The organism is Streptomyces sp. NPDC090442 (genome assembly GCF_044769405.1).
In the GTDB taxonomy this organism is placed as follows: Bacteria; Actinomycetota; Actinomycetes; order Streptomycetales; family Streptomycetaceae; genus Streptomyces.
In genome coordinates this window covers 91,289-118,243 of the sequence record NZ_JBIVXW010000029.1, presented here as the reverse complement: position 1 = coordinate 118,243, position 26,955 = coordinate 91,289, and the positions used below count along the sequence as shown (strand labels likewise).

General features: G+C 72.8%; 20 protein-coding genes. 13 read left to right on the top strand and 7 right to left on the bottom strand.

Translation table 11 applies throughout. The annotated features are described in order from the left end of the window. Positions 1-187, top strand: a 187-nt coding sequence (locus ACIQU6_RS21490; RefSeq protein WP_403483250.1) for an integrase core domain-containing protein, incomplete at its 5' end; no start/stop codon positions are given. Here the strand turns inward: ACIQU6_RS21490 and ACIQU6_RS21485 are convergent. Both ACIQU6_RS21485 and ACIQU6_RS21480 read right to left on the bottom strand, forming a co-directional pair. Next, the gene (locus ACIQU6_RS21485) at positions 184-612 is read right to left on the bottom strand and encodes a DUF3017 domain-containing protein (protein WP_403483249.1); all 429 of its coding nucleotides are present in this window, start codon (positions 610-612) and stop codon (positions 184-186) included. The genes ACIQU6_RS21490 and ACIQU6_RS21485 overlap by 4 nt on opposite strands. Before the next feature lie 136 nt (positions 613-748). Next, positions 749-1,609, bottom strand: a complete 861-nt coding sequence (locus tag ACIQU6_RS21480; protein WP_403483248.1) for a bifunctional methylenetetrahydrofolate dehydrogenase/methenyltetrahydrofolate cyclohydrolase — start codon at positions 1,607-1,609, stop codon at positions 749-751. A gap of 256 nt (positions 1,610-1,865) precedes the next feature. Between ACIQU6_RS21480 and ACIQU6_RS21475 the strand changes: the two genes are divergently transcribed. Next, complete coding sequence (locus tag ACIQU6_RS21475; RefSeq protein ID WP_403483247.1) at positions 1,866-2,654, top strand: RDD family protein; 789 nt, start codon at positions 1,866-1,868, stop codon at positions 2,652-2,654. Between the two features lie 118 nt (positions 2,655-2,772). Further along, entirely contained in the window at positions 2,773-3,384 is a 612-nt protein-coding gene (locus ACIQU6_RS21470) for a hypothetical protein (protein WP_403483246.1), read from the top strand. Between the two features lie 67 nt (positions 3,385-3,451). Here the strand turns inward: ACIQU6_RS21470 and purH are convergent, their stop codons facing one another. Then, the gene (purH, locus tag ACIQU6_RS21465; protein ID WP_403483245.1) at positions 3,452-5,023 is read right to left on the bottom strand and encodes a bifunctional phosphoribosylaminoimidazolecarboxamide formyltransferase/IMP cyclohydrolase; all 1,572 of its coding nucleotides are present in this window, start codon (positions 5,021-5,023) and stop codon (positions 3,452-3,454) included. Next, the gene (gene purN / locus ACIQU6_RS21460; RefSeq protein ID WP_403483244.1) at positions 5,020-5,664 is read right to left on the bottom strand and encodes a phosphoribosylglycinamide formyltransferase; all 645 of its coding nucleotides are present in this window, start codon (positions 5,662-5,664) and stop codon (positions 5,020-5,022) included. The genes purH and purN overlap by 4 nt, the downstream gene beginning before the upstream one ends. 271 nt (positions 5,665-5,935) lie before the next feature. On the opposite strand from purN, the gene ACIQU6_RS21455 reads away from it, so the two are divergent. After that, complete coding sequence (locus tag ACIQU6_RS21455) at positions 5,936-6,862, top strand: hypothetical protein (RefSeq protein WP_403483243.1); 927 nt, start codon at positions 5,936-5,938, stop codon at positions 6,860-6,862. Between the two features lie 69 nt (positions 6,863-6,931). Here ACIQU6_RS21455 and ACIQU6_RS21450 read toward each other — a convergent pair whose 3' ends face one another. Then, complete coding sequence (locus tag ACIQU6_RS21450) at positions 6,932-8,287, bottom strand: DUF6350 family protein (protein ID WP_403483242.1); 1,356 nt, start codon at positions 8,285-8,287, stop codon at positions 6,932-6,934. A 97-nt stretch (positions 8,288-8,384) separates the two neighbouring features. Between ACIQU6_RS21450 and ACIQU6_RS21445 the strand changes: the two genes are divergently transcribed. Then, positions 8,385-9,335 (top strand): hypothetical protein, encoded by a 951-nt coding sequence (locus ACIQU6_RS21445; protein ID WP_403483241.1) that lies wholly within the window; start codon positions 8,385-8,387, stop codon positions 9,333-9,335. Between the two features lie 153 nt (positions 9,336-9,488). On the opposite strand, the gene sucD is transcribed toward ACIQU6_RS21445, so the two are convergent. Both sucD and sucC read right to left on the bottom strand, forming a co-directional pair. After that, positions 9,489-10,373, bottom strand: a complete 885-nt coding sequence (sucD, locus tag ACIQU6_RS21440) for a succinate--CoA ligase subunit alpha (protein ID WP_403483240.1) — start codon at positions 10,371-10,373, stop codon at positions 9,489-9,491. Positions 10,374-10,394: 21 nt separating this feature from the next. Then, positions 10,395-11,573 carry an ADP-forming succinate--CoA ligase subunit beta gene (gene sucC / locus ACIQU6_RS21435; protein ID WP_383417442.1) on the bottom strand — a complete coding sequence of 393 codons (1,179 nt, stop codon included), beginning with the start codon at positions 11,571-11,573 and terminating at the stop codon, positions 10,395-10,397. Between the two features lie 781 nt (positions 11,574-12,354). On the opposite strand from sucC, the gene ACIQU6_RS21430 reads away from it, so the two are divergent. The 8 genes from ACIQU6_RS21430 to ACIQU6_RS21395 all read left to right on the top strand — a co-directional run bounded on the left by ACIQU6_RS21430 (position 12,355) and on the right by ACIQU6_RS21395 (position 26,865). Beyond that, entirely contained in the window at positions 12,355-14,202 is a 1,848-nt protein-coding gene (locus ACIQU6_RS21430; RefSeq protein WP_403483239.1) for a phage tail sheath family protein, read from the top strand. A 111-nt stretch (positions 14,203-14,313) separates the two neighbouring features. Further along, positions 14,314-14,838 carry a phage tail protein gene (locus ACIQU6_RS21425; RefSeq protein ID WP_403483238.1) on the top strand — a complete coding sequence of 175 codons (525 nt, stop codon included), beginning with the start codon at positions 14,314-14,316 and terminating at the stop codon, positions 14,836-14,838. Positions 14,839-14,867: 29 nt separating this feature from the next. Then, positions 14,868-15,626 (top strand): hypothetical protein, encoded by a 759-nt coding sequence (locus ACIQU6_RS21420; protein WP_403483237.1) that lies wholly within the window; start codon positions 14,868-14,870, stop codon positions 15,624-15,626. Beyond that, entirely contained in the window at positions 15,619-16,446 is an 828-nt protein-coding gene (locus tag ACIQU6_RS21415) for a hypothetical protein (RefSeq protein ID WP_403483236.1), read from the top strand. Before ACIQU6_RS21420 ends, ACIQU6_RS21415 begins: the two co-directional genes overlap by 8 nt. Further along, a complete protein-coding gene (locus ACIQU6_RS21410) occupies positions 16,443-17,321 on the top strand; it encodes a DUF4255 domain-containing protein (RefSeq protein ID WP_403483235.1) in 879 nt (292 codons plus the stop codon). Before ACIQU6_RS21415 ends, ACIQU6_RS21410 begins: the two co-directional genes overlap by 4 nt. 33 nt (positions 17,322-17,354) lie before the next feature. Further along, positions 17,355-19,334: an ATP-binding protein gene (locus ACIQU6_RS21405; RefSeq protein WP_403483234.1), complete on the top strand. Its 1,980-nt coding sequence runs from the start codon at positions 17,355-17,357 to the stop codon at positions 19,332-19,334. Next, the gene (locus ACIQU6_RS21400; RefSeq protein ID WP_403483233.1) at positions 19,325-19,723 is read left to right on the top strand and encodes a hypothetical protein; all 399 of its coding nucleotides are present in this window, start codon (positions 19,325-19,327) and stop codon (positions 19,721-19,723) included. Before ACIQU6_RS21405 ends, ACIQU6_RS21400 begins: the two co-directional genes overlap by 10 nt. Next, positions 19,720-26,865, top strand: a complete 7,146-nt coding sequence (locus ACIQU6_RS21395) for a DUF4157 domain-containing protein (RefSeq protein WP_403483232.1) — start codon at positions 19,720-19,722, stop codon at positions 26,863-26,865. Before ACIQU6_RS21400 ends, ACIQU6_RS21395 begins: the two co-directional genes overlap by 4 nt. Positions 26,866-26,955 lie beyond the last annotated feature (90 nt).

Here is a 26,955-nt window from a genome sequence, read left to right as displayed (position 1 = left end):
GGTTGAGCGGTTCAACCGCACCCTCCTGGACGAATGGGCCTACGCGCAGCCCTACCGGACCGAGGCCGAAAGACGCGCCGCCTACCCCGCCTGGCTGCACACCTACAATCACCACCGCGGACACACCGCGCTCAAGGGACAACCACCCGCCAGCCGCGTCCCCAACCTCACAGGGCAATACACCTAGCGCACCGTGAAGTGGACGATGTCGTCCAGGAACGGGACGTGGATCCACGGCTTGGGCTGCACCATCATCGCCAGGATCACGATCACGGTGCCCAACCCGCCGTAGGTGAGCAGGTCGGTGAAGCGGGACCGGACGGCCAGCATCCCCACCGACGGCAGCATCCGGCGCAGCACCGCACCGCCGATCAGGGACAGCCCGATCACGATGCTGCCGATCCGGAACGCGCCCAGCGCGACCAGCAGCAGCCCGATGCCGACCCCGCCCAGCACGCTGAGCAGCGGCCACTGCCGGGCCGGCGCCGGGTAGTCGCCGGAGGCGGCCCGGCCGCCTCCCTCGGGGCGGGCCGTGTCGCGGGTGAGCTGCGGAAAGCGGCGCGAGGTGCGCTGCGGCTCGGATGCGCCCTCCGAGTGCGCTTCGGCGGCCATCTTTGGCGGTCAGCCCCTTCCGGTGTCCGGGTCGGTGTCGCGGATCAGGTCGTCGTGTGGGTGCGGTGCCGCGGGCGGCGGCCCTTCCAGGCTCGCACGTCCCGGCCGGCCGGTGCCCCGGCCGGCCCGTCGGCGGCTAGCGGTCGGCGGCCGCGCGCTCCGCCGCCTCGACGACGTTGACCAGGAGCTGCGCCCGGGTCATCGGGCCGACGCCCCCCGGGTTGGGGGCGACCCAGCCGGCCACCTCGGCGACGCCGGGGTGCACATCGCCGACGATCTTGCCGTGCTCGTCCCGGCTGACGCCGACGTCCAGGACGGCCGCGCCCGGCTTGACGTCCTCGGGCTTGATGATGTGCGGCACGCCGGCCGCGGCGACGATGATGTCGGCCTGCTTCAGGTGCGCGGAGAGGTCGCGGGTGCCGGTGTGGCACTGGGTGACCGTGGCGTTCTCGGACTTGCGGGTGAGCACCAGCGGCATCGGGCGGCCGATGGTGATGCCGCGGCCGACGACCACCACGTGCGCGCCCTTGATCTCGACGTCGTGCCGACGCAGCAGTTGGACGATGCCGTAGGGGGTGCAGGGCAGCGGGCCGTCGATGCCGAGGACGAGGCGGCCCAGGCTCATCGGGTGCAGCCCGTCGGCGTCCTTGGCCGGGTCCATCAGCTCCAGGACGCGGTTGGCGTCGATGCCCTTGGGGAGCGGGAGTTGGACGATGTAGCCGGTGCAGTCGGGGTTCTCGTTGAGCTCCCGGACGACCGCCTCGATCTCCTCCTGGGTGGCGGTCGCGGGCAGTTCTCGCTGGATGGACGCGATGCCCACCTGGGCGCAGTCCCGGTGCTTGCCGTTGACGTACCAGCGGCTGCCGGGGTCGTCGCCGACCAGCAGGGTGCCCAGGCCCGGGGTGACACCCTTGGCCTTCAGCGCCTCCACGCGGGCGGTGAGCTCGGACTTGATCGCGGCGGCGGTGGCCTTGCCATCCAGAATCTGGGCAGTCATACCCCCATCCTCCCGGATGGAGGCACCCGTGTTCCAATCAGGGCGCGCGAGCGGCAGTTGTCCGGAAACGATCATTGCGGTTGGACAAAAGCTGACCGCCTTGACTGGACAGACGGAATCCTCACCTAGAAGGATTGACGCCGCAGTGCCGCAGGCATCGTCGGGGGCGGGCCATGCATCGCATGAATCAACCTGTGTTTCCTCCGCGTCACGCCGCGTCGTCCCCCACTGGCATTCAACGGAGGAAAACAACAGCATGAGCTTCGGTGACCCGAACAACCCTTACGGGCAGCCGCCGCAGGCCCCGCAGGGTCCGTACGGCCAGCAGCCCCCGGTCCCCCCGCAGGGCGGTCAGCCCGGTTACGGCTACCCCCAGCAGGGCGCCCCGCAGGGCCAGCCGCAGTACGGCTACCCGCAGCAGGGCCAGGTCCCCCCGCAGGGCGGTCAGCCGGGCTACGGCTACGCGCAGCAGCCGGCCAACCCGTACGGTCAGCCCGGAATGCAGGGCATGCCGGGGATGCCGGGGATGCCTACGGGGTACGCGAGTTGGGGCGCGCGAGTCGGTGCGGCCCTCATCGACGGCCTGATCGTCGGGCTCGTCCCGGGCATCCTCTACGCCATCGGCATGGCGATGACGGCCAGTTCGGCCGCCTCGTCCATCCCGGACTACTCCAGCTGCCCGCCGGGCGACTTCAACTGCATCCACAACGCGGCCACCGCCGCGCAGTCGTCGAGCAGCACGCCGGTCGGTGCCATCCTGCTCATCCTGCTCGGTGCGTTGATCGCCCTGGCCGGCGGCATCTTCATCCTGGTCAAGGAAGGCAGCACCGGCCAGACCCCGGGCAAGAAGGCCCTGGGCATCAAGGTGGTCGGTGAGGCCACCGGCCAGCCGATCGGCTTCGGCATGGCCTTCGTGCGCAAGCTCTGCCACATCGTCGACGGTCTGCCCTGCTACATCGGCTACCTGTGGCCGCTGTGGGACGAGAAGAACCAGACGTTCGCGGACAAGATCGTCAGCACCGTGGTCGTCCAGGCTCCCAAGTAATGCCCTCACGGGCCGAACGGACGCCCGCAAGAGCCCACGAAGGCCCCCGCGCAGCAGCGACCGGGGGCCTTCGTGGCGCTCGTCGATACCGCCTCAAGTCGCCTGAAGGACACCGCTCGTGAGTTATCCCAACCCCAACCCCTACGGCCCGCCCCCGGGCCAGCAGCCCGGCCAGCAGCCCGGCCAGCAGCCCGGCTACGGCTACCCCCAGCAGCCCCCGCAGCCGCAGCAGCCGCAGCAGCAGCCCATGGCGCCGTACGGCGCGTACCCGGGCGGTCCGATGCAGCCGGCGCAGATGCCGTACCCGACGGTGATGCCGGGCGGCGTGAAGGCGGCCCGGGTGCTGCTGTTCGTGCTGTCCGCCCTGAACGTCGTCGGGCTGGTCCTGGCGGTGATGGGGCTGGGCGGCATCAGCAAGGCGTCGCACCAGGCGTCGACCTCGCCCTACGCGACGACGGACATGTCGGTGTTCAACGTCGGCAAGGGCGTGCTGATCGCGGTGATCGTGGTCATCGTGGCGTTCACGGTGGCCGCGATCACGCTCGCCGCGCAGTTCGGCAACGGCGGCAAGGGCGTCCGCGTCGGCACCATCGTCTTCGGCGTCGGCACCGTCGTGCTGAGCTTCCTCAGCTTCCCGGTCGGTCTGGTGCACACCGTGCTGGGCATCCTGGTGGTGGTCTTCGTCAGCCGGGACGACGGCAACGCCTGGTTCAACCGGCCGCGTTACTGACCCGCGCGCGGCACGGCCGAGGGCCGCACCCCGTCGGGGGTGCGGCCCTCGGGCATGTCCGGCGGCCCTAGTGGAAGAAGTGCCGGGTGCCGGTGAGGTACATCGTCACGCCGGCCTTCTTGGCGGCCTCGACGACGAGTTCGTCGCGGATCGAACCGCCGGGCTGGACGATCGCCTTGACGCCGGCCGCGATCAGGATCTCCGGGCCGTCGGGGAACGGGAAGAAGGCGTCCGACGCCGCGTAGGAGCCGCGGGCCCGCTCCTCGCCGGCGCGCTCCACGGCGAGCTTGCAGGAGTCGACGCGGTTGACCTGGCCCATGCCGACGCCCACCGAGGCGCCGTCCTTGGCGAGCAGGATCGCGTTGGACTTCACCGCACGGCACGCCTTCCAGGCGAAGGCGAGCTCGGCCAACTCCTGCGCGGACAGCGCCTCTCCGGTGGCCAGCGTCCAGCTGGCCGGGTCGTCGCCCTCGGCCTGGAAGACGTCGGTGTGCTGGAGCACCGCGCCGCCCGACAGCAGCTTGAGGTCGCCGGGCTGGTGCGGGGTGCCCTCGACCTTCAGGACCCGGATGTTCTTCTTGCGGGCCAGGACCTCGACCGCGCCGTCCTCGTAGGCCGGGGCGGCGATGACCTCGGTGAAGATCTCCGCGACCTGCTCGGCGAGGGCGACGGTGACCGGGCGGTTGACCGCGATCACGCCGCCGAACGCGGACAGCGGGTCGCAGGCGTGCGCCTTGCGGTGCGCCTCGGCGACGTCCGCGCCGACCGCGATGCCGCAGGGGTTGGCGTGCTTGATGATCGCGACGCAGGGCTCGTCGTGGTCGTAGGCGGCACGGCGGGCGGCCTCGGTGTCCACGTAGTTGTTGAAGGACATCTCCTTGCCGTGCAGTTGCTCGGCGTTGGCGATGCCGCCCGGCTGGCCGTCGACGTAGAGGGCCGCGGCCTGGTGCGGGTTCTCGCCGTAGCGCAGGGTGCTGCGGCGCTCCCAGGTCTCGCCGAGGAACTCGGGCAGCGCGGCGCCGTCCTCGGCCGGGGCGTGGACGTTGGTCATCCAGGTGGCGACGGCGACGTCGTAGGCGGCGGTGTGCTGGAACGCCTCGGCGGCCAGCCGCTTGCGGGTCGCCAGGTCGAAGCCGCCGCCGTTGGCCGCGGCGAGCACGTCGGCGTACCGCTCGGGGCTGGTGACCACGGCGACCGAGGGGTGGTTCTTGGCGGCGGCGCGGACCATCGAGGGGCCACCGATGTCGATCTGCTCGACGCACTCGTCGGGGGTGGCGCCGGAGGCGACGGTCTCCCGGAACGGGTAGAGGTTGACGACCACCAGGTCGAACGGCTCGACACCGAGGTCGGCCAACTGCCGCTGGTGGTCCTCAAGGCGCAGGTCGGCGAGGATGCCGGCGTGCACCTTGGGGTGCAGGGTCTTGACCCGGCCGTCGAGGCACTCCGGGAAGCCGGTGAGCTCCTCGACCTTGGTGACCGGCACCCCGGCGGCGGCGATCTTCGCGGCCGTCGAGCCGGTCGAGACGAGCTGGACGCCGGCCGCGTGCAGCCCCTGGGCCAGCTCCTCCAGGCCGGACTTGTCGTAGACGCTGACCAGCGCGCGCCGGATGGGGCGCCGCGTACCTTCGGTGGCGGTCACGAGATACGTACCTTTCGTCCCTCTATGCGGTAGCCGTGCCGGGCCAGGCGCCCCACGACCTCGACGAGCAGCGATCGCTCGACTTCCTTGATGCGCTCATGCAGCGCGGATTCGTCGTCCTCCTCCCGGACCTCGACCACGCCCTGGGCGATGATCGGGCCGGTGTCGACGCCGTCGTCGACGAAGTGGACGGTGCAGCCGGTGACCTTCGCGCCGTACGCGAGCGCGTCGCGGACGCCGTGGGCACCGGGAAAGCTGGGCAGCAGCGCCGGGTGGGTGTTGACCGTCCGGCCGCCGAAGCGGGCCAGGAACTCCTTGCCGAGGATCTTCATGAAGCCGGCGGAGACCACCAGGTCGGGGGCGTGCGCGGCGGTCGCCTCGGTCAGCGCCGCGTCCCAGGCCGCGCGGTCCGGGTGGTCCTTGACCCGGCAGACGAACGTCGGCAGTCCGGCCCGCTCGGCGCGCTCCAGGCCGGCGATCCCGGCGCGGTCGGCGCCCACCGCCACGACCTGCGCGCCGTACGCGCCGGCGCCCTGCTCGGCGATGGCGTCGAGCAGCGCCTGGAGGTTGGTGCCGGAGCCGGAGACGAGGACCACGATCCGGGCGGGGGCGGAGCGGGCGGGAAGGGAGGAGGGGGCCACGATGCGGTCTTTCTCGCCGGGGCTTGCGGGTCTGGGTGCTGCTTGCGTGCGGGTTTGTGCGGTCGCACAAAACGAGGGGTTTCGCGGATACGGGGAACCCTACGAACGCGCCGACCGTCAGCAACGATACCGGCACACCGCGCGGCCCCCACGGGACGGGGGCGAGCACGCCAGGTAGCGTCGGGCGGGAGAACGCATGCAGTTCATGGTGACCGCCCGCCCGACCGACCCGCCGGACGGACGCCCACGACAAGGGGAAGACTCACTCCAGATGCCGGACCGACGCCGCCGCGCGGCTCTCCTCCCTCCCCCAGCCACCGCTGGGTGGTACCCCCAGCCCACCACCGCCCCCGGAGTGGTCCTCCTGCCGCGCGAGCGCATGTCGTCGTCCGCCCCGGATTCGCCGGGCTCCGGCGCCCCGGGCCCGTCCGCGTCCGCCGGCCGGGGCGACAACCCCTTCGCGCCGCCGCCGGCCGGCGCCCCCGACCAGGAGTGGCGCCCGCGCCACCCCGCCGTCGAACAGGCCCGGGCCGACGACGGCAACGACAACGGCAAGGGCGACGACGGCGAGGAGCGACGCCCGCAGGACCAACCGCCCGCCTGGGGCAGCCAGTGGAGCAGCCGCCAACCGGGCCGGCAGGGCGGCGACTTCGGCACCCGGCCGGGCCGGGGCGGCGGTCAGGGCGGCCAGGGCGGGCCCGGCGGACCGGGCGGCAGTGGCCCCGGCGGGCTGCGCTGGGACCCCACCGACCCCTCGCAACGGCGGGCCCGCTACGCCCTGCTGGCCGGCATGTGGGCGTTCTTCTTCGTGCTGTTCAGCCTGCCGGAGGTCGCCCTGCTGTTGGGCGCGCTCGCCCTCTACTGGGGCATCAGCGCGCTGCGCGGCAAGCCCGCCGCGAAGAAGTCGACCGACGCGACCCCGGAGGGCGGCGCGGCCGGTGGCAGCACCGCGACGGCGCCGGGCCGGCCGGGCGGCGCCCCCGGTCCGGGCGTCCGGCCGCAGACCTCCGCCGCGATCGGCGGCCTGGTGGCGGCCTCGCTGGCGCTGATGATGGTGGCCGCGACGTTCACCGTGCAGATCGTCTACCGCTCCTACTTCACCTGCGTGAACGACGCGTTGACCCAGGCGGCGAGCAAGTCCTGCGAGAACCTCCTGCCGCCGGGGCTGCGCCCGCTGCTCAGCCAGCAGCAGCCGTAACGGGGTGGCGGGCCGGGCCCGTTGGGGCCCGGCCGCTCCCCTCGGGCCGGCGCTCCGTGGCGCGCGCCGTCAGCCGGCCCGGCCGCGGCGGAACGGCAGGCCGGGCAGCCCGCGGCGGCCGGGAGCTCGCCCCCGCGCCGCGGCCCGCCGCCGCCAGGCCCGCAGCGCCAGCGCCGCCGGCACCCCGGCCAGCGCCGTCCACCCCGCCGCCGCCAGACCGGTGAGCCACCAGAGCGGGCCGAAGTCGTCGAGCGTGTCCCGGCCGAGCGCGCCGCCGGCCAGCCCGGCGAGCACCGCCGTCACCGCCCCGCACAGGCCCGCCGCCACCGCCGTCGTCCCGGCGGTCCACCGCCACGACCGGTGACCGTCCCCGACCGCGTGACGCGCCAGCAGCAGCACCGCGGCCGCCGGCACCAGCAGCGCCAGCACGCCCACCGGCCAGGACCCCGGCCCGGGTTCCGGCAGGCCGTCGAGCAGCGGGAGGTGCGGCAGCCGGGGGCGCGGCGAGCTGCCGAGCGGCCCCACCGCGCTGCCGGCGCCGACCGCGAAGCCGGGTCCCAGGCCGTAAGCGGCGCCCCACACGGCCGCGTTGGGGAGCAGGACGAGGCAGAGCAGCAGCACCGTGCAGCGGCCGGCCCAGTCCGGGGCGAGCCGGGCCAGTTCGGTGCCGACCCGGCCGGCGTGCAGGGCCAGCCCGCACAGGGTGAGCAGCACGCCGGCGGCGAGCAGGCCGAGGGTGGCGGCGGCCGCCGCCCGGCCCGCGATGGCGAGCCGGGGGCCGGGGAACGCGGCGCGCAGCCCGGCCGGCAGGCCGCCGAGGGCGCGCGGGACGCGGGCCGGCAGCAGCGCGACGGCGTCCGGCCCCAGGGCGTGCCAGGCGGTGGCGGCGAGGGTGGCGACCGCGGTGCCCGGGACGGCGAGCAGCGCGGACAGCGGCGCGGCGGGCAGCCGGCCGGTGGAGGCGTAGAGCAACGCACCGGCGGCGACGAGCAGATAGCCGGCCAGGAGGGCGCCGAGCAGGGTGCGCGGGGCGACCGTCGGGCCCGGCGCCGCGGGGCGGGGGTCGGCGGCCGCGGCCAGGGTGTCGCGGGCGGCGCGGTGCAGCAGCCAGACCGGGAGCGCGGCGAGCAGCAGCGGGGTCAGGCCGACCGGCGCCGGGGCGCCGGTCGCGGTCGCCTCGCGGACCAGGCCCCCGCCGTGCGCCATGAACCAGAGCCCGGCGGCCAGGTGCAGCGCCCGGGACGGGCCGCTGTCCGGGTACGGGGAGGCGACCCAGAGCAGCAGGACGGCGACCGCGAGCGCGCCGAGGCCGAGGCCGGCGGCGGTCACCCCGCTGACGACGGCGGTGCCGATCGCGGCGGAGCGCTGCGCGGCGGCCCGGCCGTGCGAGGACAACGTGGTGCCGCGTTCGGTCAATTGGCTCACACGGCCATGCTGCCAATAACACCCCTTTCCGCCACGTAACGGGCATTCGTCCGCCGTGTCGCGCGCGCTGCCCACCCGGCGTTTGAAGACTTCCGGTATGAGCGAGCACCACCGCAGACCGTCCGGCCGGATCTCCGACGAGCCATCAAATGAGCATGAAGGCAAGGAACTTGACGGTCCATCGGCCGCGTTCGACGCGCTGTACGCGGCGCACGCCGGGCCGTTGGTCCGGCAGGTGGTGCTGCTCACCGGGCGGGCCCGGCTGGCGCGGCGGGCGGTCGCCCGGGCGTTCCGGATGGCCTGGCAGCGGTGGCCGGAGGTGGCGGCGGACCCCGATCCGCCGGGGTGGGTGCGGGCGGCCGCGTACGACTGGGCGTTGGCACCGTGGCGGGGACCGTTCGCCCGGTGGCGGCCCGCCGAGCGACCGGGGCCCGGGACGCCCGCACCGCCGCCGGCCGCACCGGCGGACCGGGCGCTGCTGGCGGCCGTGTTGGCGCTGCCCGCCCCGTACCGCCGCGCGCTGCTGCTGCACGACGGGGTCGGGCTGGGGCTGCACGCGACCGCGGTGGAGGTGGAGGCCAGCACGGCGGCGACGACCGGGCGGTTGACGCACGCCCGGGAGTGCCTGGCCGAGGAGGTGCCGGAGTTGGGGCTGCGGGGGCTGCCGCCGGATCGGCAGGGGGCGGTGCTGCACGCCCGGTTGGCCGCGCTGGCGGCGGCCCGCCCGGTGGCGCCGCCGGCCGCGCGGGAGGTCCGGGCCGGTGCGGAGCGGGGCGCCCGGCTGACCACCCGGGCGGGGTTCGGGGCCGCCGGACTGCTGGCGGCGACGGCGCTGGCGGTGTCGCTCACCGCACCGGACGGCTACCGACCACCACGGCCGGCGATGGCGGCGCCCTCCGGGCACTCGGCCGCGGCGTTCCCACAGGCCCACGGGCAGGCCCCCCGGCAGGCCCGTAAGCGGACCCACCAACGGCACCACAAACACCACCACAAGCACCACCACAAGTGGCATCACAAGCGCGCCCGGCTCGCCCCCGATCTCCGGTGAGCCCGGCCCCGGTTCACCGCGCGCGAACGGCCGTGGGCCCGCACCCCTCTTCGGGGCGCGGGCCCACGGCCGTCATGCGGTGCCGCCGTTGGACGGGCCCGCGCGGCGGCTCGGCGAGAAGCGCGGGGGCGGGCCCGGTGGCGGCAGGCGCGATCAGCCGCCCAGGATCTCGCGGGCCAGCAGCGCGGTCTCGGACGGGGTCTTGCCGACCTTCACGCCCGCGGCCTCCAGGGCCTCCTTCTTCGCCTGGGCGGTGCCGGACGAGCCGGACACGATGGCGCCGGCGTGGCCCATCGTCTTGCCCTCGGGCGCGGTGAAGCCCGCCACGTAGCCGACGACCGGCTTGGTGACGTTCGCCTTGATGAAGTCGGCGGCCCGCTCCTCGGCGTCGCCGCCGATCTCACCGATCATCACGATCAGGTCGGTGTCGGGGTCGGCCTCGAACGCCTCCAGGGCGTCGATGTGGGTGGTGCCGATGACCGGGTCGCCACCGATGCCGACGGCCGACGAGAAGCCGATGTCCCGCAGCTCGTACATCATCTGGTAGGTCAGCGTGCCGGACTTCGACACCAGGCCGATGCGGCCCGGCTTGGTGATGTCGCCCGGGATGATGCCGGCGTTGGACTGGCCGGGGGTGATCAGGCCGGGGCAGTTCGGGCCGATGATCCGGGTCTTGTTGCCCTTGGTCTTGGCGTACGCCCAGAAGGCGGCGGAGTCGTGCACCGCGATGCCCTCGGTGATGACGACGGCCAGCGGGATCTCGGCGTCGATGGCCTCGACGACGGCGGCCTTGGCGAAGGCCGGCGGCACGAAGAGGACGGAGACGTTGGCGCCCGTCTTCTCCATCGCCTCCTTGACGGAGCCGAAGACCGGGACCTCGGTGCCGTCGAAGTCGACACTGGTGCCGGCCTTGCGCGGGTTCACGCCGCCGACGATGTTGGTGCCGTCACCGAGCATCAGCTTGGTGTGCTTCATACCGGTGGCGCCGGTCATCCCCTGGACGATGACCTTGCTGTCCTTGTTGAGGAAGATAGCCATGGTTGTTGGAGTCCTCGTCCCTTACTTGGCGGCGGCCAGCTCGGCGGCCTTGTCGGCCGCGCCGTCCATGGTGTCCACGCGCTGCACCAGCGGGTGGTTGGCGTCCGAGAGGATCTTGCGACCCAGCTCCGCGTTGTTGCCGTCGAGGCGGACGACCAGCGGCTTGGAGACGTTCTCGCCCTTGGACTTGAGGAGCTCCAGGGCCTGCACGATGCCGTTGGCGACCTCGTCGCAGGCGGTGATGCCGCCGAAGACGTTGACGAACACGGACTTCACGTCCGGGTCGCCGAGGATGATCTCCAGGCCGTTCGCCATGACCTCGGCGGAGGCGCCGCCGCCGATGTCGAGGAAGTTGGCGGGCTTGACGCCGCCGTGGTTCTCACCGGCGTAGGCGACGACGTCCAGGGTGCTCATGACGAGACCCGCGCCGTTGCCGATGATGCCGACCTGGCCGTCCAGCTTGACGTAGTTCAGACCCTTGGCCTTGGCCGCGGCCTCCAGCGGGTTGGCCGCCGCCTTGTCCTCCAGGGCCTCGTGCTCCGGCTGACGGAACTCGGCGTTGGCGTCCAGGGAGACCTTGCCGTCGAGGGCGAGGACGTCACCGGAGGCGACCTTGGCCAGCGGGTTGACCTCGACGAGGAGGGCGTCCTCCTTGACGAAGGTCTGCCACAGGGTGACCAGGACGTCGGCGACCTGGTCGGCGACCTCGGCCGGGAACTTCGCCTGGGCGACGATCTCCTGGGCCTTCTCCTTGGTCACGCCCTCGTTGGCGTCGACCGGAACCTTCGCCAGGGCCTCGGGCTTGGTGGCCGCGACCTCTTCGATGTCCATGCCGCCCTCGACGGAGGCCATGGCCAGGAAGGTGCGGTTGGTGCGGTCCAGGAGGTAGGAGACGTAGTACTCCTCGGCGATCTCCGGAGCCGTCTCGGCGATCATCACCTTGTGGACCGTGTGGCCCTTGATGTCCATGCCGAGGATGTCCGTCGCGCGGGCAACGGCCTCGTCCGGGGTCGCGGCCAGCTTCACGCCGCCGGCCTTGCCGCGGCCGCCGACCTTCACCTGCGCCTTGACGACGGACTTGCCGCCAAGGCGCTCAGTCGCCGCGCGCGCCGCCTCAGGCGTGTCGATGACTTCACCGGCCAGCACCGGTACACCGTGCTTGGCGAAGAGGTCCCTCGCCTGGTACTCGAACAGGTCCACGCGCGTCCGTCCCTTGTCTTCTCAGAATCGCCGTAGTGATCGCGGTTCGTTCGTCTGCGATGGGCGTGCCGCGAAGGGCAACGTGACGGCGCTGTCACAGGGGAGGCGTATGCACGGTGGCCGGATACGCGGCATGTCCGTCTCGCAGCGTATCGCCGCAGGACATGCGTCCCTAAATCGCAGATCACACTCCGGCGGTGATTACGGTCACAGATCTTTCGGCCAAGTCGCTCCGCGACCCCTTTTCCGCAGGAGCGGCGCGGGCCACCGCAGTCATTTCGCAGGGCCGTCCGGGCCCGTGGGTCACCCCGCCGTCGTCCACCGTGCACTCCGCGGCCGCGCGTCGTTCGCGTGCCGGCCCGGACGCGGCGGGCGGACCCTCTCGCGGCCGCCTCTGTCCGCGTGAGCGGGTTCCGGTTGCGGGGGTGCGGCGAACCGTTCTTGAAGAGTGTGCGACGCTCCCGCACGGGACCTCCGCAGGGGGTGTCCGGAAAGCTCCTTGCCCCTTCAACTCCCCCTGAAAGAAACTGCGTTGAGCACTTACGCATCAGGAGTCACAGGCCGGAGTCGCGCGCTTCGGGCTTGGTCCCGTGCGGGGCGCGCCGCTGATCGCGGGCCGCCTCGCACCGGATGTAGACGGGGGAACTTGATGGGTAGCGGGGGATGTCCGACCACGATCGGCGCGGTACGCGGTCGTGGCCCCCGCCGCACCCGCCGTCCCTCCCCCCTTCTCGATTCCTTGGTGTCCTCACACTCGGTGCCTGAAGGGATTGGAGGGGGAATGCCGACACATACGACCTATCCCGGCGTCTATGTCGAAGAGCTTCCCAGCAGCATCCGCAGCATCACCACCGTGACGACGTCGGTGACCGCGTTCGTGGGCCACACCCGGCGCGGTCCGCTCAACCAGCCGGTCCGGATCACCAGCTTCGCCGATTTCGAGCGCCGCTTCGGCGGGCTGACCTCGCGCAGCCCGGTCGGCTACGCCGTCCACCAGTTCTTCGGCAACGGCGGTGCCGTCGCGGTGATCGTCCGGGTCGCCAAGGCCGGCACCGGCGAGGAGGCCCGCGTCACCCTGGAGTCCACCGAGGGCCGCAGCCAGTGCCCGGTCCTGGAGGTGTACGCCAAGGAGCCCGGCGTCTGGGGCGACGGCCTGCGGGTGGCGGTCGACCACGACACCCCCTGCCCGGAGGAGACCTTCAACCTCCAGGTCCTCGACGCGCACGGCACGGCCCGGGAGTCCTTCTCCGGCCTGTCCATGGACCCCGGCGACGGCCGCTTCGTGGAGACCGCGGTCACCTCCGGCTCGGCGCTGATCCGGGTGGCGGCGGTGGGCGAGGGCCGCCCGGACCCGTCCGGCACCGTCTCCAAGCCGTTCCACCACGAACTCCCCGATCTGGCCGTCGACTTGACGGTGAAGATCGGCGAGGTGGAGCGGGAGTTCACGCTCTTCGACCCGGACTGCGACGGCGAACCGCCGTGCGACGTCACCGAACTGGCGCTGCTGCTGGAGCACAAGCTGCGGTCGCTGCCGGACGCCCCCGGCCGGCACGCCTTCGCCGGCACCCGGGTCATCCCCTTCGGACGCCGCATCCAGGTGGTGGCCGGCTCCACCGACCCCGGTGACGTGGTCCGCTTCGTCGGCGAGTGCGCCAACGACCTCGGGCTGGAGGCGTCGGTCAACCCGCCGGTCTTCGCGCTGTGCGGCGGCGCGGACGGCGACCCGCCCGGGCCGCGCGACCTCATCGGCAGCGAGGCCCGCAAGAGCGGTCTCCAGGCGCTGCGCGACCTCCCGGACGTGAATCTGCTGGCGCTGCCGGAGCTGGCGTCGTACGCGTCCGTCGACGACATGACCACGGTGCTCTCGGCGGCCCAACGGCTGTGTCGGGAGCGGCGGATGTTCCTGCTGGTGGACGCGCCCGCGACCTGGGCCGGGGTGGACGCCGCCCGGGCCGGGATCGGCGCCTTCGACGCGGTCCGCGACGACCACTCCGCCCTGTACTTCCCGCACCTCCGACTGACCGACCCGCTCACCGGCCGGCTGCGCTCCTTCCCGCCGTCCGGCGCCCTGGCCGGCGTGATCGCCCGCACCGACGGCGAGCGCGGGGTGTGGAAGGCGCCGGCGGGCACCGGGGCGCGGCTGGCCGGCGTGCACGGGCTGACCGTCAAGCTCACCGACCGCGAGAACGGGCTGCTCAACCCGCTCGGCATCAACTGCCTGCGGACCTTCCCGATGGCCGGCCCGCTGGTCTGGGGCGCCCGCACGCTCACCGGCTCGGACGCGCTGGACAGCGAGTGGAAGTACGTCCCGGTGCGGCGGCTGGCGCTGCACGTGGAGGAGAGCCTGCTGCGCGGTCTGCAGTGGGTGGTCTTCGAGCCCAACAACGAGCAGCTCTGGCAGCAGATCCGGCTCAACGCGTCGGCGTTCCTGCACTCCCTCTTCGAGAAGGGCGCCTTCAAGGGCGGCACCCCGCGGCAGGCGTACTTCGTCAAGTGCGACAAGGACACCACGACCGAGGCGGACGTCGAGAACGGGATCGTGAACGTCGTGGTCGGCATCGCGCCCGTCAAACCGGCCGAGTTCGTGATCGTCACGATCCAGCAGCTGGCCGGGCAGTTCGACCTCTAGCCCTACGACGCGGGCGCCGGGGCGCGGCGGGCGGACGGTGTCGGCAGCCGGTCCGCGCCACGACGCCGACGCGCAGGAACGACGTGCAGGAATCCGACGTGAAGGAATCCGATGGCTGAGTTCAAGATCAACGCCCATCGCTTCGACCCGTACAAGAACTTCAAGTTCCTGGTCCTGTGGGACGGTCGTACGGTCGCGGGGGTCAGCAAGATCAGTCCGCTCAAGCGCACCACCGAGGTCGTCAAGCACCGCAACGGCGGCGACCCCAGCTCGCCGCGGAAGTCCCCGGGGCGCTCGGAGTTCGAGGGCATCACCCTGGAGCGCGGGGTCACCCACGACCCGGAGTTCGACCGCTGGGCCAACAAGGTCTGGCAGGTCGGCGCCGGCCTCGGCTCGGAGGTGTCGCTCGCCGACTTCCGCAAGGACCTCGTCATCCAGGTCCTCAACGAGGCCGGCCAGGTCGCCGTCTCGCACAAGATCTACCGGTCCTGGCCGAGCGAGTACCAGGTCCTGGGCGAGCTGGACGCCAACGCCAACGCGGTGGCCATCCAGAGCCTGAAGCTCGAATGCGAGGGCTGGGAACGCGACTACGAGGTCCCCGAACCGCAGGAGCCCTCGTTCACCCACCCGGCCTGAGCGGCGACGAGGTGGTGGCGAGGTAGCCGATGGCGGTCACCGGGCCGGCGGAACTGCTGGCCACCTGGGAGGCCGGGCTGGCCGAACGGGCGGCCGGCCGGGCCCTGTTGCTGCACCGGGCGGCCCGCCCCGGCGAGCCACCCGACGCCCTGCTGTCGGCACCGCTCGGGGAGCGGGCGGCCGACCTCTTCGCGCTGCGCCGGGCGCTGTTCGGCGACCGGCTGGAGGTCACGCTCGACTGCGCGGCGACGGGGTGCGGTGCGGCGATGGAGTTCGAGCTGGACGCCGGGGAGTTGGCGGCCGCCCGCCCGCGGCCGCCCGAGGGCGGGCTGCGGGTGGCGGAGGGTGCCTGGGTGGTGCGGTTCCGGCTGCCCGCCCCCGGCGACCTCGCGGCCGTGGCCGCCGCCCGGCCGTCGGACGACACCCACGCCCGGCGGCTGCTCGCGGCCCGCTGCGCCCTCGCCGCCCACCGGGCCGGCCGGGAGGCCACCGCCGAGGAGCTCGCCCACCTGCCCGATCCGGTGCTCAAGCGCTTCGCCGAGGCCGCCGAAGCGGCCGACGCCGGCGCGGAGTTGACGTTCCGCATCGCCTGCCCGGAGTGCGGTGCGACCACCCCGGCGGAACTGGACATCGCCGGGTACCTGTGGACCGAGCTGGACGCCTGGGCCCGGGACCTGCTCCTCGACGTCCACCTGCTCGCCTCGGCCTACGGCTGGAGCGAGCCCGAGATCCTGGCGCTCAGCCCGCTGCGGCGCCGCTACTACCTGGAGCTGTGCGCGGATGCCTGAGATGCCCGAGCCGCCGCCCGCCGCGTCCGGCGACTACCTCGGCCGGCTGCTGGCCCGGTACGCCCCCGCGGCACCGGCGCCGCCGGACGATCCGTTCGGCCCGCCGGTGGCCGCCGGGCCGGGCCGGCCGACGCTCGTCCGGCCGCGGCTGCCCGGCCCGTTCGAGCGGGTGACGGCGCTGCCCGGCCCGGCCGACGGCGAACCGGCCGACGACGGGCCCTCGTTCCCGCGGGCGGCCGGATGGCCCGCCCCGGCCCCGTACGCCGGTCAACTCCCGCGCGCCGAGCGGCGGACGGAGATCCGTACCCGGGCCGAGCGGGAGACGGTGCTCCGCACCGAGGCGGCGCCGGAGGCCGACCGCGGGCCCGCCGCCGCCCGCCCCGGTCCCGCGCCCCTGCTGCGTCCCGCGGCGGCGGTCGCGCCCGGGGCCCGGGCCGCCGGCGAGGGCGGGCGGGCGCGGGGGCGGGCGGGCGCGGCCGGTCCGGAGGACACCGCGGCGGGCCGGACCGGGGACCCCGCGCGCGTCCCGAGCGACGCCGGCGCACTCACCGGCGCGCTCCGCCCGCGCACCGACGCCGTGCCGGCGCCCCGCCGCCCCGTGCCGCCCCGCGGCCAGGCCCCGGCCGGGCGGCGCGCGGCGCGCGGTCCCGCCGAGCGGGTGGTGCACGTGCAGATCGGCCGGCTGGAGGTCCGCGCCGCCGGCGCCGAACGTCCCGCGGCGGGCGGCCGCCCGGCCCGCCCCGAGCGGCGCGCGCCCGCGCTGAGCCTCGGTGACTATCTGGCATCCCAGCAACGGACTTCAGGGGGACGGTCCACATGAGCAACGCACTCGCCCTCGCGACGGTCACCCAGGCCCTTGCGCTGCTGATCGAGCACAACCTGCACCCCGAGATCGACATGGCCGTCTCGGTGGAGACCCGCAAGCCGCCGGCCGATCCCCCGACCGACCCGACCCTCACCGTCTTCCTCTACCAGGTCACCCACAACCCCTCGATGCGCAACTGCGACCTGGTCACCCGGGCCTCCGACGGCACCCTGCTCAAGCGCCCCGCCGCCGCGATCGACCTGCACTTCCTGATCAGCGCGTACGGCGAGGAGCAGGAGCTGGTCGGCCAGCGGCTGATCGGCAGCGTGGTGCGGACGCTGCACGAAATCCCGGTACTGCCACGGGAGTTGATCGAGGAGGCGACCCAACGCCCGTACCTGGCGGGCAGCGACCTCGCCGAGTCGCTGCAGAAGGTCCGCTTCACGCCGACCCAGATGGACGTGGACGAGACCTCCAAGCTCTGGGGAATGCTCAACAACACCCCCTACGCACTGTCGGTGGCCTACCAGGCGTCGCTGGTGCTGCTGGACGGCCACCAGAGGCCGGTGCCGGCCCGGCCGGTGCGCAGGCCGGAGGTGCGGGTGGTGCCGGAGGTACCGCCGGAGGTCCCGTTGGACGAGCCGGAGACGGGGCCGGCGGAGGCGCCGACGGCGGACGCGACCCCGGGCGCCTCGACCCCGGGCGCGGCGAAGCCGGTCGCGAAGAAGGCGGCGAAGAAGCCGGCACCCCGTAAGTCCACTGCCGTGGAGGGGAGTTCGGGAGCGCGTTCGCGGCCGCGGGCCCGTAAGGCGACCCGCGACCGGGCGGCGGGAGCGGACGGTCCGCGCCGCGCCGACGATCCGTCGCGCGGCGACGACGGCGAGGGCTGAGGCGCGGTGCGGGGGACGGGGGCGGAGAAGGACATGGCAGACGGCGGGCGGGCTCCGGAGGCGTCGGGCCCCGAGGCGGAGGGCGCGGCGCTGGCGGCCGCCGTCCGGGCGGTGTTGGCGCGCCTGGACGCGCATGCCGCCCGCGCCCCGGGCGACGGACCGGTCGAAGCCGGCGGGAGGGGGAGCGAGCGCGCGGGCCACCACGACGCCCCCTCCCTCCGCGCCCTCGACACCCTCGCCGACTGCTTCGGGCTCACCCCCTTCGAGCGGGAGGTCGTCCTGCTCGCCGCGGCCGCCGAGGTGGACCCGACCACCGGCGCCCGCTGCGCCGCCGCCTGCGGCGACCCGGCCCGCCCGCACCCCACGTTCTCGCTCGCCCTGGCGGCGCTCGACGCGCCCCACTGGAGCGCCCTCACCCCGGTCGCCCCGTTGCGCCGCTGGCGGCTGATCGAGCTGGCGGACGAGACGCGGCTGACCACCAGCCGGCTGCGCCTGGACGAACGCGTCCTGCACTTCCTCGCCGGCGCGCCGTACCTGGACGCCCGGCTGCACGGCCAACTGCGGCGCACCGCGGCGCCGGAGACCCTGCCGCCCGCGTACGAGCGGGCCGCCGACCGGGTGGCGGCCGGGTGGGCGGGCCCCGGGCCCGACGCCCCGTTACGCGTCGAGCTGGTCGGCGGCGATCTGCGCACCCGCGCCGACATCGCGGCGACCGCGGCCCGCCGCAGCGGCCTCGGCCTGTACGCGATGTCCGCCGAGGACGTCCCGACCGCCCCCGCCGAGCGGGACCTCCTGGCCCGGCTCTGGCAGCGGGAGGCGATCCTGCTGCCGGCCGCGCTCCTGATCGAGGTCGGCGAGCTGGACCGCGAACAGCACGCCGCCGCGGACGCGTTCATCGCCGGAGCCGCCGTCCCGCTGGTCGTCTCGGGCCAGGACCCGCGGCGGACCGGCCATCCGCGCGGCCAGCGCGTCACCGTCCCCCACCTCTCCGACGAGGAGCAACTGGGGCTGTGGGGCGCCGCGTTCGCCGACGTCCCCGAGATCACGGACCGTCATCTCGCCGCCCTGGTCGCCCAGTTCCAGCTCCCTCCGCACATCGTCCGCTCGGCCGCCGCCTCCGTCCGTCGCGACCTGCCGGCCCCCGACGGGCCGGGCGCCGCCGAACTCGCCTGGCGGGCCGGGCTCGCCGAGGCGCGGATGGGCCTGGACGAGCTGGGCCGCCGCATCGAACCGCGGGCCGGCTGGGACGATCTGGTCCTCGCCGACCGCCAGTTGCGCATCCTCCAGGAGGTCGTCGCGCATGTGCGGCAGCGCGCGACCGTCTACCACGACTGGGGCTTCGCGGGGGCGCTGCGCAGCGGCCTCGGCGTGACCGCGCTCTTCGCGGGCGGTTCCGGCACCGGCAAGACGCTGGCCGCCGAGGTGATGGCCAAGGAACTGGGCCTGGACCTCTTCCTGATCGACCTCTCCCAGGTCGTCAGCAAGTACATCGGCGAGACCGAGAAGAACCTCAGCCGGGTCTTCGACGCCGCCGAGCGCGGCGGGGCGCTGCTGCTCTTCGACGAGGCCGACGCGCTGTTCGGCAAGCGCAGCGAGGTCAAGGACAGCCACGACCGCTACGCCAACCTGGAGGTCAGCTATCTGCTGATGCGCATGGAGGCGTACCGCGGCCTGGCCGTGCTGACCACCAACATGAAGAAGGCCCTGGACTCGGCCTTCCTGCGCCGCATCCGCTTCGTCGTCGACTTCCCCTTCCCCACCGAGCGCGAACGGGCCGAGATCTGGCGCCGGGCGCTGCCCGCCCGGGCGCCGACGAAGGGCATCGACCCGGCGCTGCTGGCCCAACTCACCGTCGCCGGCGGCTCGATCCGCAACATCGCCCTCTCCGGCGCCTTCCTCGCCGCCGAGGAGGGCGACCACCTCCAGATGCGGCACATGCTGGCCGCGGCCCGCACCGAGTACCTGAAGCTGGAACGCTCCCTGACACCGTCGGAGGTCCACGGATGGGTGTGAACCACGAGGCCGGCGCCGGCGCCGGGGACGGTCGCGACGGGGCGCGGGGATCCGCCGCCCCGCAGTCACCACGGCCGTCGCGGCCACTGGCGCCGTCGGAGCCCCCCTCCCCCACCGACACCTTCCGGATCGACATCGGGGAGCTGGTCCTCGACGGCTTCGACGCCCGCACCGTCGATCCGGAGCGGGTATCGGCCGCGTTCCGGGCCGAGTTGACCCGGCTCCTACGGGAGCGCGGCGTCCCGCTGGCGGCGGACGACGACGGCCGGGCGCTGGACGCCCTCGGCGGTCTGCCGCCGCTGCCGGCCACCACCCACCCGGTACGGCTGGGCGAGGCGCTGGCCCGCGCGGTGCACGCGGGCCTGGCGGGACGGGGGGCGGCGCGATGAGCGGCGCGTCCCGGTCCGCTTCGCAGGACGCCCGGTCGGCGCGCGAGGAGCGGCGCCGCCGGCGCAGGGAGCGGTCCGCCAGGTCCGCGGCGCCCGAGCCGAAGAACATCGTCAGCGGCGCCGGCCACCCCCTCGACCCGGGCGTCCGAAGGGAGTTGGAGGAGCAGCTCGGGCACGACTTCGGCCGGGTCCGCCTACACTCCGGGCGGGACGCCGGGCGGCTCGCCGAGCTGATGGGCGCCGACGCCTTCGCCGTCGGCCAGGACATCTTCTTCGGCGAGGGCGCCTACCGGCCGGGCACCGCCGACGGCCAACGCCTGCTCGCCCACGAGCTGTTGCACACCGTGCAGAACCCGGACGGCCTGGGCGCCCTGCGGGCCGGCCGCGACCTGGGCGCGGTCAGCCTCCCCCAGGAGACCATCGAGCGCGAGGCGGAGTCCGCGGCCCAGGAATCCGTCCGGGCCGCCATGCTCGGCACCGTGCGCGAGGACGCGACGGCGCCGGAGGTCGAACCGGGCCGCGCCACACCGGGCTGGCTCCGCTACGCCACCGTCGACGCCGACCGCCGCCGCCGGGAACTCCTCGACCCGGCAACCCTGGTGGACCGACTGACCGGCGGGGTACTGCGGTCGCTGCGGGGGGATCCGGAGGATCGGTCCAAGCGCGCCCGGATGCAACTCGCCGCGCTCCCGGCCGAGTTGCAGGACGCGGTGGTGGACCGGCTGGAGCGCCGGATGCTCAGCACGGAGCGCGAGCGGCTGCTCGACCTCGTCGAGGAGATCGAGCACGACGAGGACCTGGAGCCCAGTTCGCTCGATGCGCCGGCAATCGAGACCGACCCCGCCGAGGAGCTGCGGTCCGCCCGCGAGCACAGGCAGCGGGAGGCTGCGGAGCAACGGGAGCGGGCGCAGAAGCCGGGGCTGGCGCCGGGGCCGGAGAAGGACGGGCACCAGCCGGCGGGCGCGGCGGGGAGCACCCCGCAAAACGGCGGGGACCGGGCGGACGGGACCACTCCGCAGGGCGGGGCGGAGCCGGGCGGGCCCGTGGCGGCGGACGGGAACGCGGGGCGGGGCGGGCAGCCCGAGCAGCAGGGCGGCGCGCCCGGGCCTTCGTCGACATCACAGGCGCCGGGGTCCGCGTCCGCCGACGCGAAGTCCTCCGCCGACGGAGCGACCGGCGGCGGCCGGTCGTCCGCCAACCCGGGTTCCTCCGCCGACGGGACGTCCGACAAAGGGGCCTCCGCCGGCGACGGGTCGCCCGCCGGCACCCGCGACAGCGGCCAACAGGCCGGCGACAAGGGCGGGCAGAAGGGCGCCGGGGCCGACGGCAAGGAGGCCACCGAGAGCGCCGGCACCCCGGTGGCCAGCAAGGAGGAGTCCGCGGCCAAGAACCGCCCGGGCGCGGTCGACGCGCAGGTGGCGGGGAAGCAGCTGAACCCGGCGGACAGGCGGGGACAGGAGAAGCCCTCGGGCACCCCGTCGGCCGCGCAGCGCGATGCCCAACAGCCGGGCACCGTGAGCACGTTGGACGGCGTGCGCACCCAGGATCTCGAAGGGCCGCCGGAGAAGGTCGACGAGGATCCGTTCGGGGCGGGCAGCGAGTCCGAGGTGGACGTGGGCGGCGGCGAGCCGAGCGCCTGGGACATCACGCTGCACCCGGACGACTTCCTGCCCGCCCAGGACCTCGACGTGGCGGCCGTCCCGACCGCGGACAAGCTGGACCCGTCCTCGTCCGCCACCCCGGCCGCCCCGTCGTTCCCGGCCCCGCCGGTGACCAGGGCCGACAAGGTGCAGGCGGAGCGGGACGCGGAGGACGCCGAGGACGCGGCGGCGGAGGCCGGACCCGAGGAGGACGTCGACGAGGCGCCGGCCGGGGCGGAGCCGTCCGCCGGGGCCGACCGCCCGGACGGGGCGGGGACCGGCGGGGAGACGCTCGCGCCGGAGCGGGCCGCCGGGGCCCGGACGACTCCGGGCACCGCGTCGAAGGATCCGCAGCAGGGCGCCGATCCGAAGGCCGGTCCCGTTGCCGCGCAGGTGTCCGTGGAGCAGGCGCCGGGCGGGCCGGAGGGCGGCGGCCAGGCCAAGGAGCAGGCGGCCAAGGAGGAGCAGGGCACGCCGGCCGCGGGCGACCGGTCGGGGGCCGGGCAGGAGCAGGGCTCCCCGCAGGCGGCGGGCGCCAAGTCCGCGGAGGGCGGGGCGACACCGTCCCCGTCCGCCGGTGGCGGGGAGCGGAAGAAGGCGGAGGCGTCACCGTCGGGCACGTCCGCACCGCCGGCGGGCGCGTCCGCCGCGGCACCCACGGGCACCAACGAGCCGTCGGGCGGCGCCCGGTCGTCCGCGCCGGGGCGGGACAGCCATGTCTCCGGCGGGTCCAACGCGGACACCTCCGGCGGGGCGAGCGCCGACGCGACGGCCGGGGCGCAGCGCGAACCCGCGGGCGGCGGGGGCGCGGCGTCCCGTACGGAGAAGCCGGCGGAGCAGGGTTCTCCGAGCGGCGGGAAGGGCGGTGCGGAGCCGGCCGCCAAGGTGGAGAGCCCCGCGGCGGCGAACTCCAAGACGGCCAGCGCCGACGCCGAGGGTCCCCAGGCCGCGAGCCCCAAGGCCGGGCAGGCGTCCCCCGCCGTGGCCGCCCGGCCGGCGCCGGCCCCCAAGGGCGCGGGCGGCGGCGGAGGGGGCGGCGGCAGCGCGGCCGTGCCCGTCAAGAAGGCCACGAAGGACTCCGGGCCGACGCCGAACCTCTCGAACGTCTCGCCCGAGGCCGGCCTGGCGACCGCGTCGAAGCTCAAGCCCCACAAGGCATTTGAGGCGATGGGCGGAGTAGGCGGTGCGGTGGACCGCACGGTCGGTGACGAGCACAAGGCACTGGCCGCGGCGCCACCCTCGATGCAGCGACCGGCGGGCGCGCCGCAGACCCTCCAGGGGAGGCCGAAGGCCGACGCCCCGGCCCAGTACGACCAGAGCCCGGCACAGCAGAGCGAGGCGCCCGAGGCGGACAAGGCCGAGGTCACCGGCGCCAAGGAGCCCGAGGGGCAGATCGAGGCGGAGAAGGCCGAGGAGCCGGGCGGCTGGCAGACGTTCAAGATGGCCCTGGGCTTCGGCATCGGGTGGGTGGCGGAGAAGCTCGGCTTCAAGGTGGACAAGCAGGAGTTGGCCGCCAAGTTCGCCGGGCTGCCGACGAAGGACGAGGCACTCAAGAAGGCCCAGGCGGGCAACGCGCCGGGCGTGCAGATGCAGGGCGCCGCCGGCGCGAAGGCCGACGAGCAGAGCGGCGCCGTCGACTCCAAGGGGCAGTCCACCGTCGCCACGGGCCGGGACGACGCGGGCCGGCCGATGGGCGAGAACCAGGTCTACCCGAACGCGCCCAAGGAGCGGATGGCCGCCAAGGTGCCCGGCCCGCAGGGCGGCGGGGGCGCCGCCCAGCCGGGCGCGGCGAACACCGGGGCGGTGCCGCCCGAGGCGGCCTCCGAGGTGGCGGAGCACGATCGGGGCCCGCAGTTCCAGGCCGCGTTCGGCGACGGCCAGAAGAACATGTCCAAGGGCCGGCAGCAGAAGGACCAGGACTTCCGCGACTCCCAGGAGAAGCACAAGAAGCAGGTCGACGCCGAGATCCAGGGCAACACCAAGAGCCAGGCGGACGAGCGCCAGAAGGCGATGTCCGAGGTCACCGACCACCGCGCCGACTGGCGCAAGGAGCAGGACCAGGAGCTCAAGAAGCTCGGCGACAAGAAGTCCGACCGGCACGACAAGGTCCGCAAGGACGTCAAGGACAAGGAGGAGAAGACCGACAAGGACTCCACCAAGGAGAAGGACGACGGCGACAAGAAGATCCAGGACAAGAACACCCAGGCCGAGAACGACGCGAACAAGAAGCGCGACGACAGCGTCAACGAGTCGGGCAACTGGCTCAGCAAGGCGTTCGACTGGATCAAGCAAAAAGTCATCGAGATCAAGAACGCGATCGTCGACATCATCAAACGGGCCCGCGAGGCCGTCGTCGGTTTCATCAAGCACTTCAAGGAGACGGTCGAGCGCTGGATCAACGAGGCGCGCCAGTACATCGCGGACGCCATCAAGACCCTGATCAACGATCTCATCGAGTTCGCGAAGGCCATGGTCCGCGCGGTCATCGAACTCGCGCTACGCATCCGCAAGTTGGTCGCCGATCTCATCTCGGCCGCTATCGCCCTGGTCAACAAGCTCTCGGCGATGTTGAAGAAGGCGCTCAACGACCTTCTCGATGCCATCGGCAAACTCCTCAGCGGCATCCTCAACATCCTCAAGCAGGTCCTCGAAGAGGCCGTCAAGCAGGTCAAGGCGGCCATCAAGGCGGTCCTGGACTTCGCCTCGAAGCTGCTCAGCGCGCTCGGCGAATGGATGCTGATCGCGGTCGACTTCCTCTCCGACCCGGGCGGTTGGCTCAGCGGCGCCAAGAACTCCGCCGTGGACGGCGCCAAGAACCACCTCTTCGCCGAGATCTCGGCCGCCGTCAAACAGTGGTTCAAGGACAAGATCCAGGAGATCCTCGGCGTCCCCAAGGCCATCCTCGAAAAGCTCCTCAACGGCGGCTTCAAACTCGACGACATCGTCCAGGAGACCTGGAACGCCGTCCTCCCCCAACTCCCCCTCATCATCGGCGAACTGGTCATGACCAAGGTCGTGGCCAAGCTGATCCCGGGCGCGGGCTGGGTGATGGGCGTGATCGACGCCATCCGTACGGCCTGGGGCGCGCTGAGCGCGATCCTGCGGGCGCTGTCCATGGTCCTCGCCTGGCTGAAGGCGGTCCGCACGGGCGGCGCCGGCATCCTCTTCGCCAAGGCCGTGGCCTCCGGTGTGGTGGCGCTCCTCGAAGTCCTCTACCAGTGGCTCCTGAACGGCATTGGCAAATACGTCGCCAAGGTCGGCCAACGCCTCAAGGGCGTAGCGGCCCGCCTGGGCAAGGGCGTCTTCGGACGCGGGGGCCGCGACCGCCCGAGGGGCGCCGCCGGCGAGGGCTCCGGCGGCCGCGCCCCCCGCTCCCACGAACCGTCCAGGGAACCCGCCCCCCGCACACCCGGTGCCCCGGCAACCCGCCCGAGGACCAACGAGCCCCACGACCCGAAACCTGCCGAGCGCCCAAACGTCACCAAGCCCGGCGACCGCCCCACCACAGCCGACCCCACCCACAAGCCCACCGAGGCCCCGGAAAAGCCAACCCCCCACAAGCCCAGGTCCCCCAACGAAGACCCCAAGAAGCCCACCACTCCCACCCCCCACGACAAGAACGGCAACCCCAAGTCCCCCAACGAAAAGCCCGACACCCGCCCCACCCCACCCGCCAAGCCCAAGCCCGAACCGAAGCCCAAACCCAAGCCCAAGGAAGACACCCCCACCCAGCCCAGGGACAACGAAAAGCCGAGCCCCAAGCCCAAGGACGACGAAACCCCCCACACCAAACCCAAGGAGGACGACAGGCCCGGCACCAAACCCAAGCAAGACCCCCACGACCCCAACAAGCCCGAGGAACCCCCCACTTCAAAGCCCAAGCCCAAGGACGACAAGGAACCCAACCGCCCCCACACGCCCAACGAAAAACACCCCGAACACGACCCGAAGAACCCCAAGCACCACCCGGACGAGAAGGGGCCCCACAAGCCGCACCACGACAAGCCCAACGACAAGAAGCCCGGCAAGGAAAAGGACGAAAAGAAAGACAAGAAGAAGGAGGACGAGAAAAAGAAGGATTCGAAGGACGCGCGGCTGGCGAAGATCGTGGCCCGTATCCGGCCGAAGGTAAAAGCCCTACTCACCCGAGGGGCCGGACGAAGAGTACACACCACTGCTCTCGCAGGGATGCGACTGTGGTACCGACTCACCGCTCTCAGCGTCCAGGGGCAGAGCACATTCCAGGATGTCGCCAAACTCAACCCGGAGCAGTTGGTTATCAATGGCGCGACGCTGGATTCTGAGCCCATCCTCCAGTTCCTGCGGCAGGTTGAAGAGGACATCGTGCAACAGCGACGTCAGATGCTGACGTCGCAAGCGTCTGGAGTCAGCCAACAGGCCGGTGGGAAAAATACAAGCCACAGCGTGCCCCCTGACCTCGACATGATGACCGCGGGTCTACAGATGGAACAGGAACTCGGACAGCCCGGACAGCACAACATCATCAACTACGAGGGGGCTGGTGGCGGCGAGATCTCCTCGAAGAAACTCGGAGCCAGGGCCGCCAATCTGTTCGTCGAGAAGAGGACGGGAGGTAAGAGCACCGGCGAAGATGGAACCTACGAGGCATCACTTGACCGGCTGATGCACGACGGACGAATTGGCCCAAGCGCACAGACCCTTGCGGGAATCCAGAGGAGCCGGTCAAACGACTTCGGCGCAGATAATCTCGAAATGGTGTTCCTGGGGCATCTTGCCCACAACACCGAGCCAACCAGGAACCCTGGCACAGGGGTACTTTCCGTTCTCCATCAGGACTTCTACGGCCAGATACCCAACATGCCGCGGAGGCGGGATCAGGCCCGGGCGATGGTGCGGGCGTTCATGAGGCAGACGATGCTTCCCGGAGGCTCCTCAGGCGCGGCGACAACCTGGCATCGCCACCTTGACTCACCCGGATCTCTGAACTCCGCGATCGCCAAGCAAATCCAACTCATCCAGCGCACCAACCCAGATCCAGCCCTCTACGCGGGGTACCTTCGAGAGAACCCTCACTGGCAACGCCGCTCCAAACTCATCCGGGACGCAGAAGAGGAGAAGACACGAGCGACAACAAACGAGTACCGCCAGAGGAATGAACTCAGCAAGGCGAAGAAATCAAATGACCCCGAGCGCAGCAAGACCATCGAGCAAAGACTCACAGAGGCGACCAGAAGGAAGAACCAAGCTACAAAGAACCTCACCGCGGAGAAGGCTAAATTCCGCAAACGAGAAGGCGTATCTTACAACGCCATGCAAAAGCTTGAGAAACTACAAAACGCCGAGCAGCTAGCCAACCGTGAAGTCTCCTTGCTGCAAAGCTGGTTCAATACCCAAGGAGCCATAGACACGCCCTCACACGGCGACGTCGAGAAGACAGAGGCGCTCCTCAAAAAGCGGATCATTGAACGCCTTCAGCGCGAATTCGACTGGTGGCATCCAGACCGGAGGCTGATGCAATGAGCACACCGAACACCGTAGAACGCCCGGGTGGATTTCGATCACGTCGATTCGTTTTTCGGGCTCCACGCGCCACGCGAGAGATGAGAGGAA

Coding starts and splice junctions, on each gene's coding strand:
- ACIQU6_RS21455 (WP_403483243.1), top strand. CDS start 5,936: ATGCCGGACCGACGCCGCCGCGCGGCTCTCCTCCCTCCCCCAGCCACC.
- ACIQU6_RS21430 (WP_403483239.1), top strand. CDS start 12,355: ATGCCGACACATACGACCTATCCCGGCGTCTATGTCGAAGAGCTTCCC.
- ACIQU6_RS21445 (WP_403483241.1), top strand. CDS start 8,385: ATGAGCGAGCACCACCGCAGACCGTCCGGCCGGATCTCCGACGAGCCA.
- ACIQU6_RS21405 (WP_403483234.1), top strand. CDS start 17,355: ATGGCAGACGGCGGGCGGGCTCCGGAGGCGTCGGGCCCCGAGGCGGAG.
- ACIQU6_RS21480 (WP_403483248.1), bottom strand. CDS start 1,609: ATGACTGCCCAGATTCTGGATGGCAAGGCCACCGCCGCCGCGATCAAG.
- sucD (WP_403483240.1), bottom strand. CDS start 10,373: ATGGCTATCTTCCTCAACAAGGACAGCAAGGTCATCGTCCAGGGGATG.
- ACIQU6_RS21415 (WP_403483236.1), top strand. CDS start 15,619: ATGCCTGAGATGCCCGAGCCGCCGCCCGCCGCGTCCGGCGACTACCTC.
- ACIQU6_RS21410 (WP_403483235.1), top strand. CDS start 16,443: ATGAGCAACGCACTCGCCCTCGCGACGGTCACCCAGGCCCTTGCGCTG.
- ACIQU6_RS21395 (WP_403483232.1), top strand. CDS start 19,720: ATGAGCGGCGCGTCCCGGTCCGCTTCGCAGGACGCCCGGTCGGCGCGC.
- ACIQU6_RS21485 (WP_403483249.1), bottom strand. CDS start 612: ATGGCCGCCGAAGCGCACTCGGAGGGCGCATCCGAGCCGCAGCGCACC.
- ACIQU6_RS21425 (WP_403483238.1), top strand. CDS start 14,314: ATGGCTGAGTTCAAGATCAACGCCCATCGCTTCGACCCGTACAAGAAC.
- ACIQU6_RS21475 (WP_403483247.1), top strand. CDS start 1,866: ATGAGCTTCGGTGACCCGAACAACCCTTACGGGCAGCCGCCGCAGGCC.
- ACIQU6_RS21420 (WP_403483237.1), top strand. CDS start 14,868: ATGGCGGTCACCGGGCCGGCGGAACTGCTGGCCACCTGGGAGGCCGGG.
- ACIQU6_RS21400 (WP_403483233.1), top strand. CDS start 19,325: ATGGGTGTGAACCACGAGGCCGGCGCCGGCGCCGGGGACGGTCGCGAC.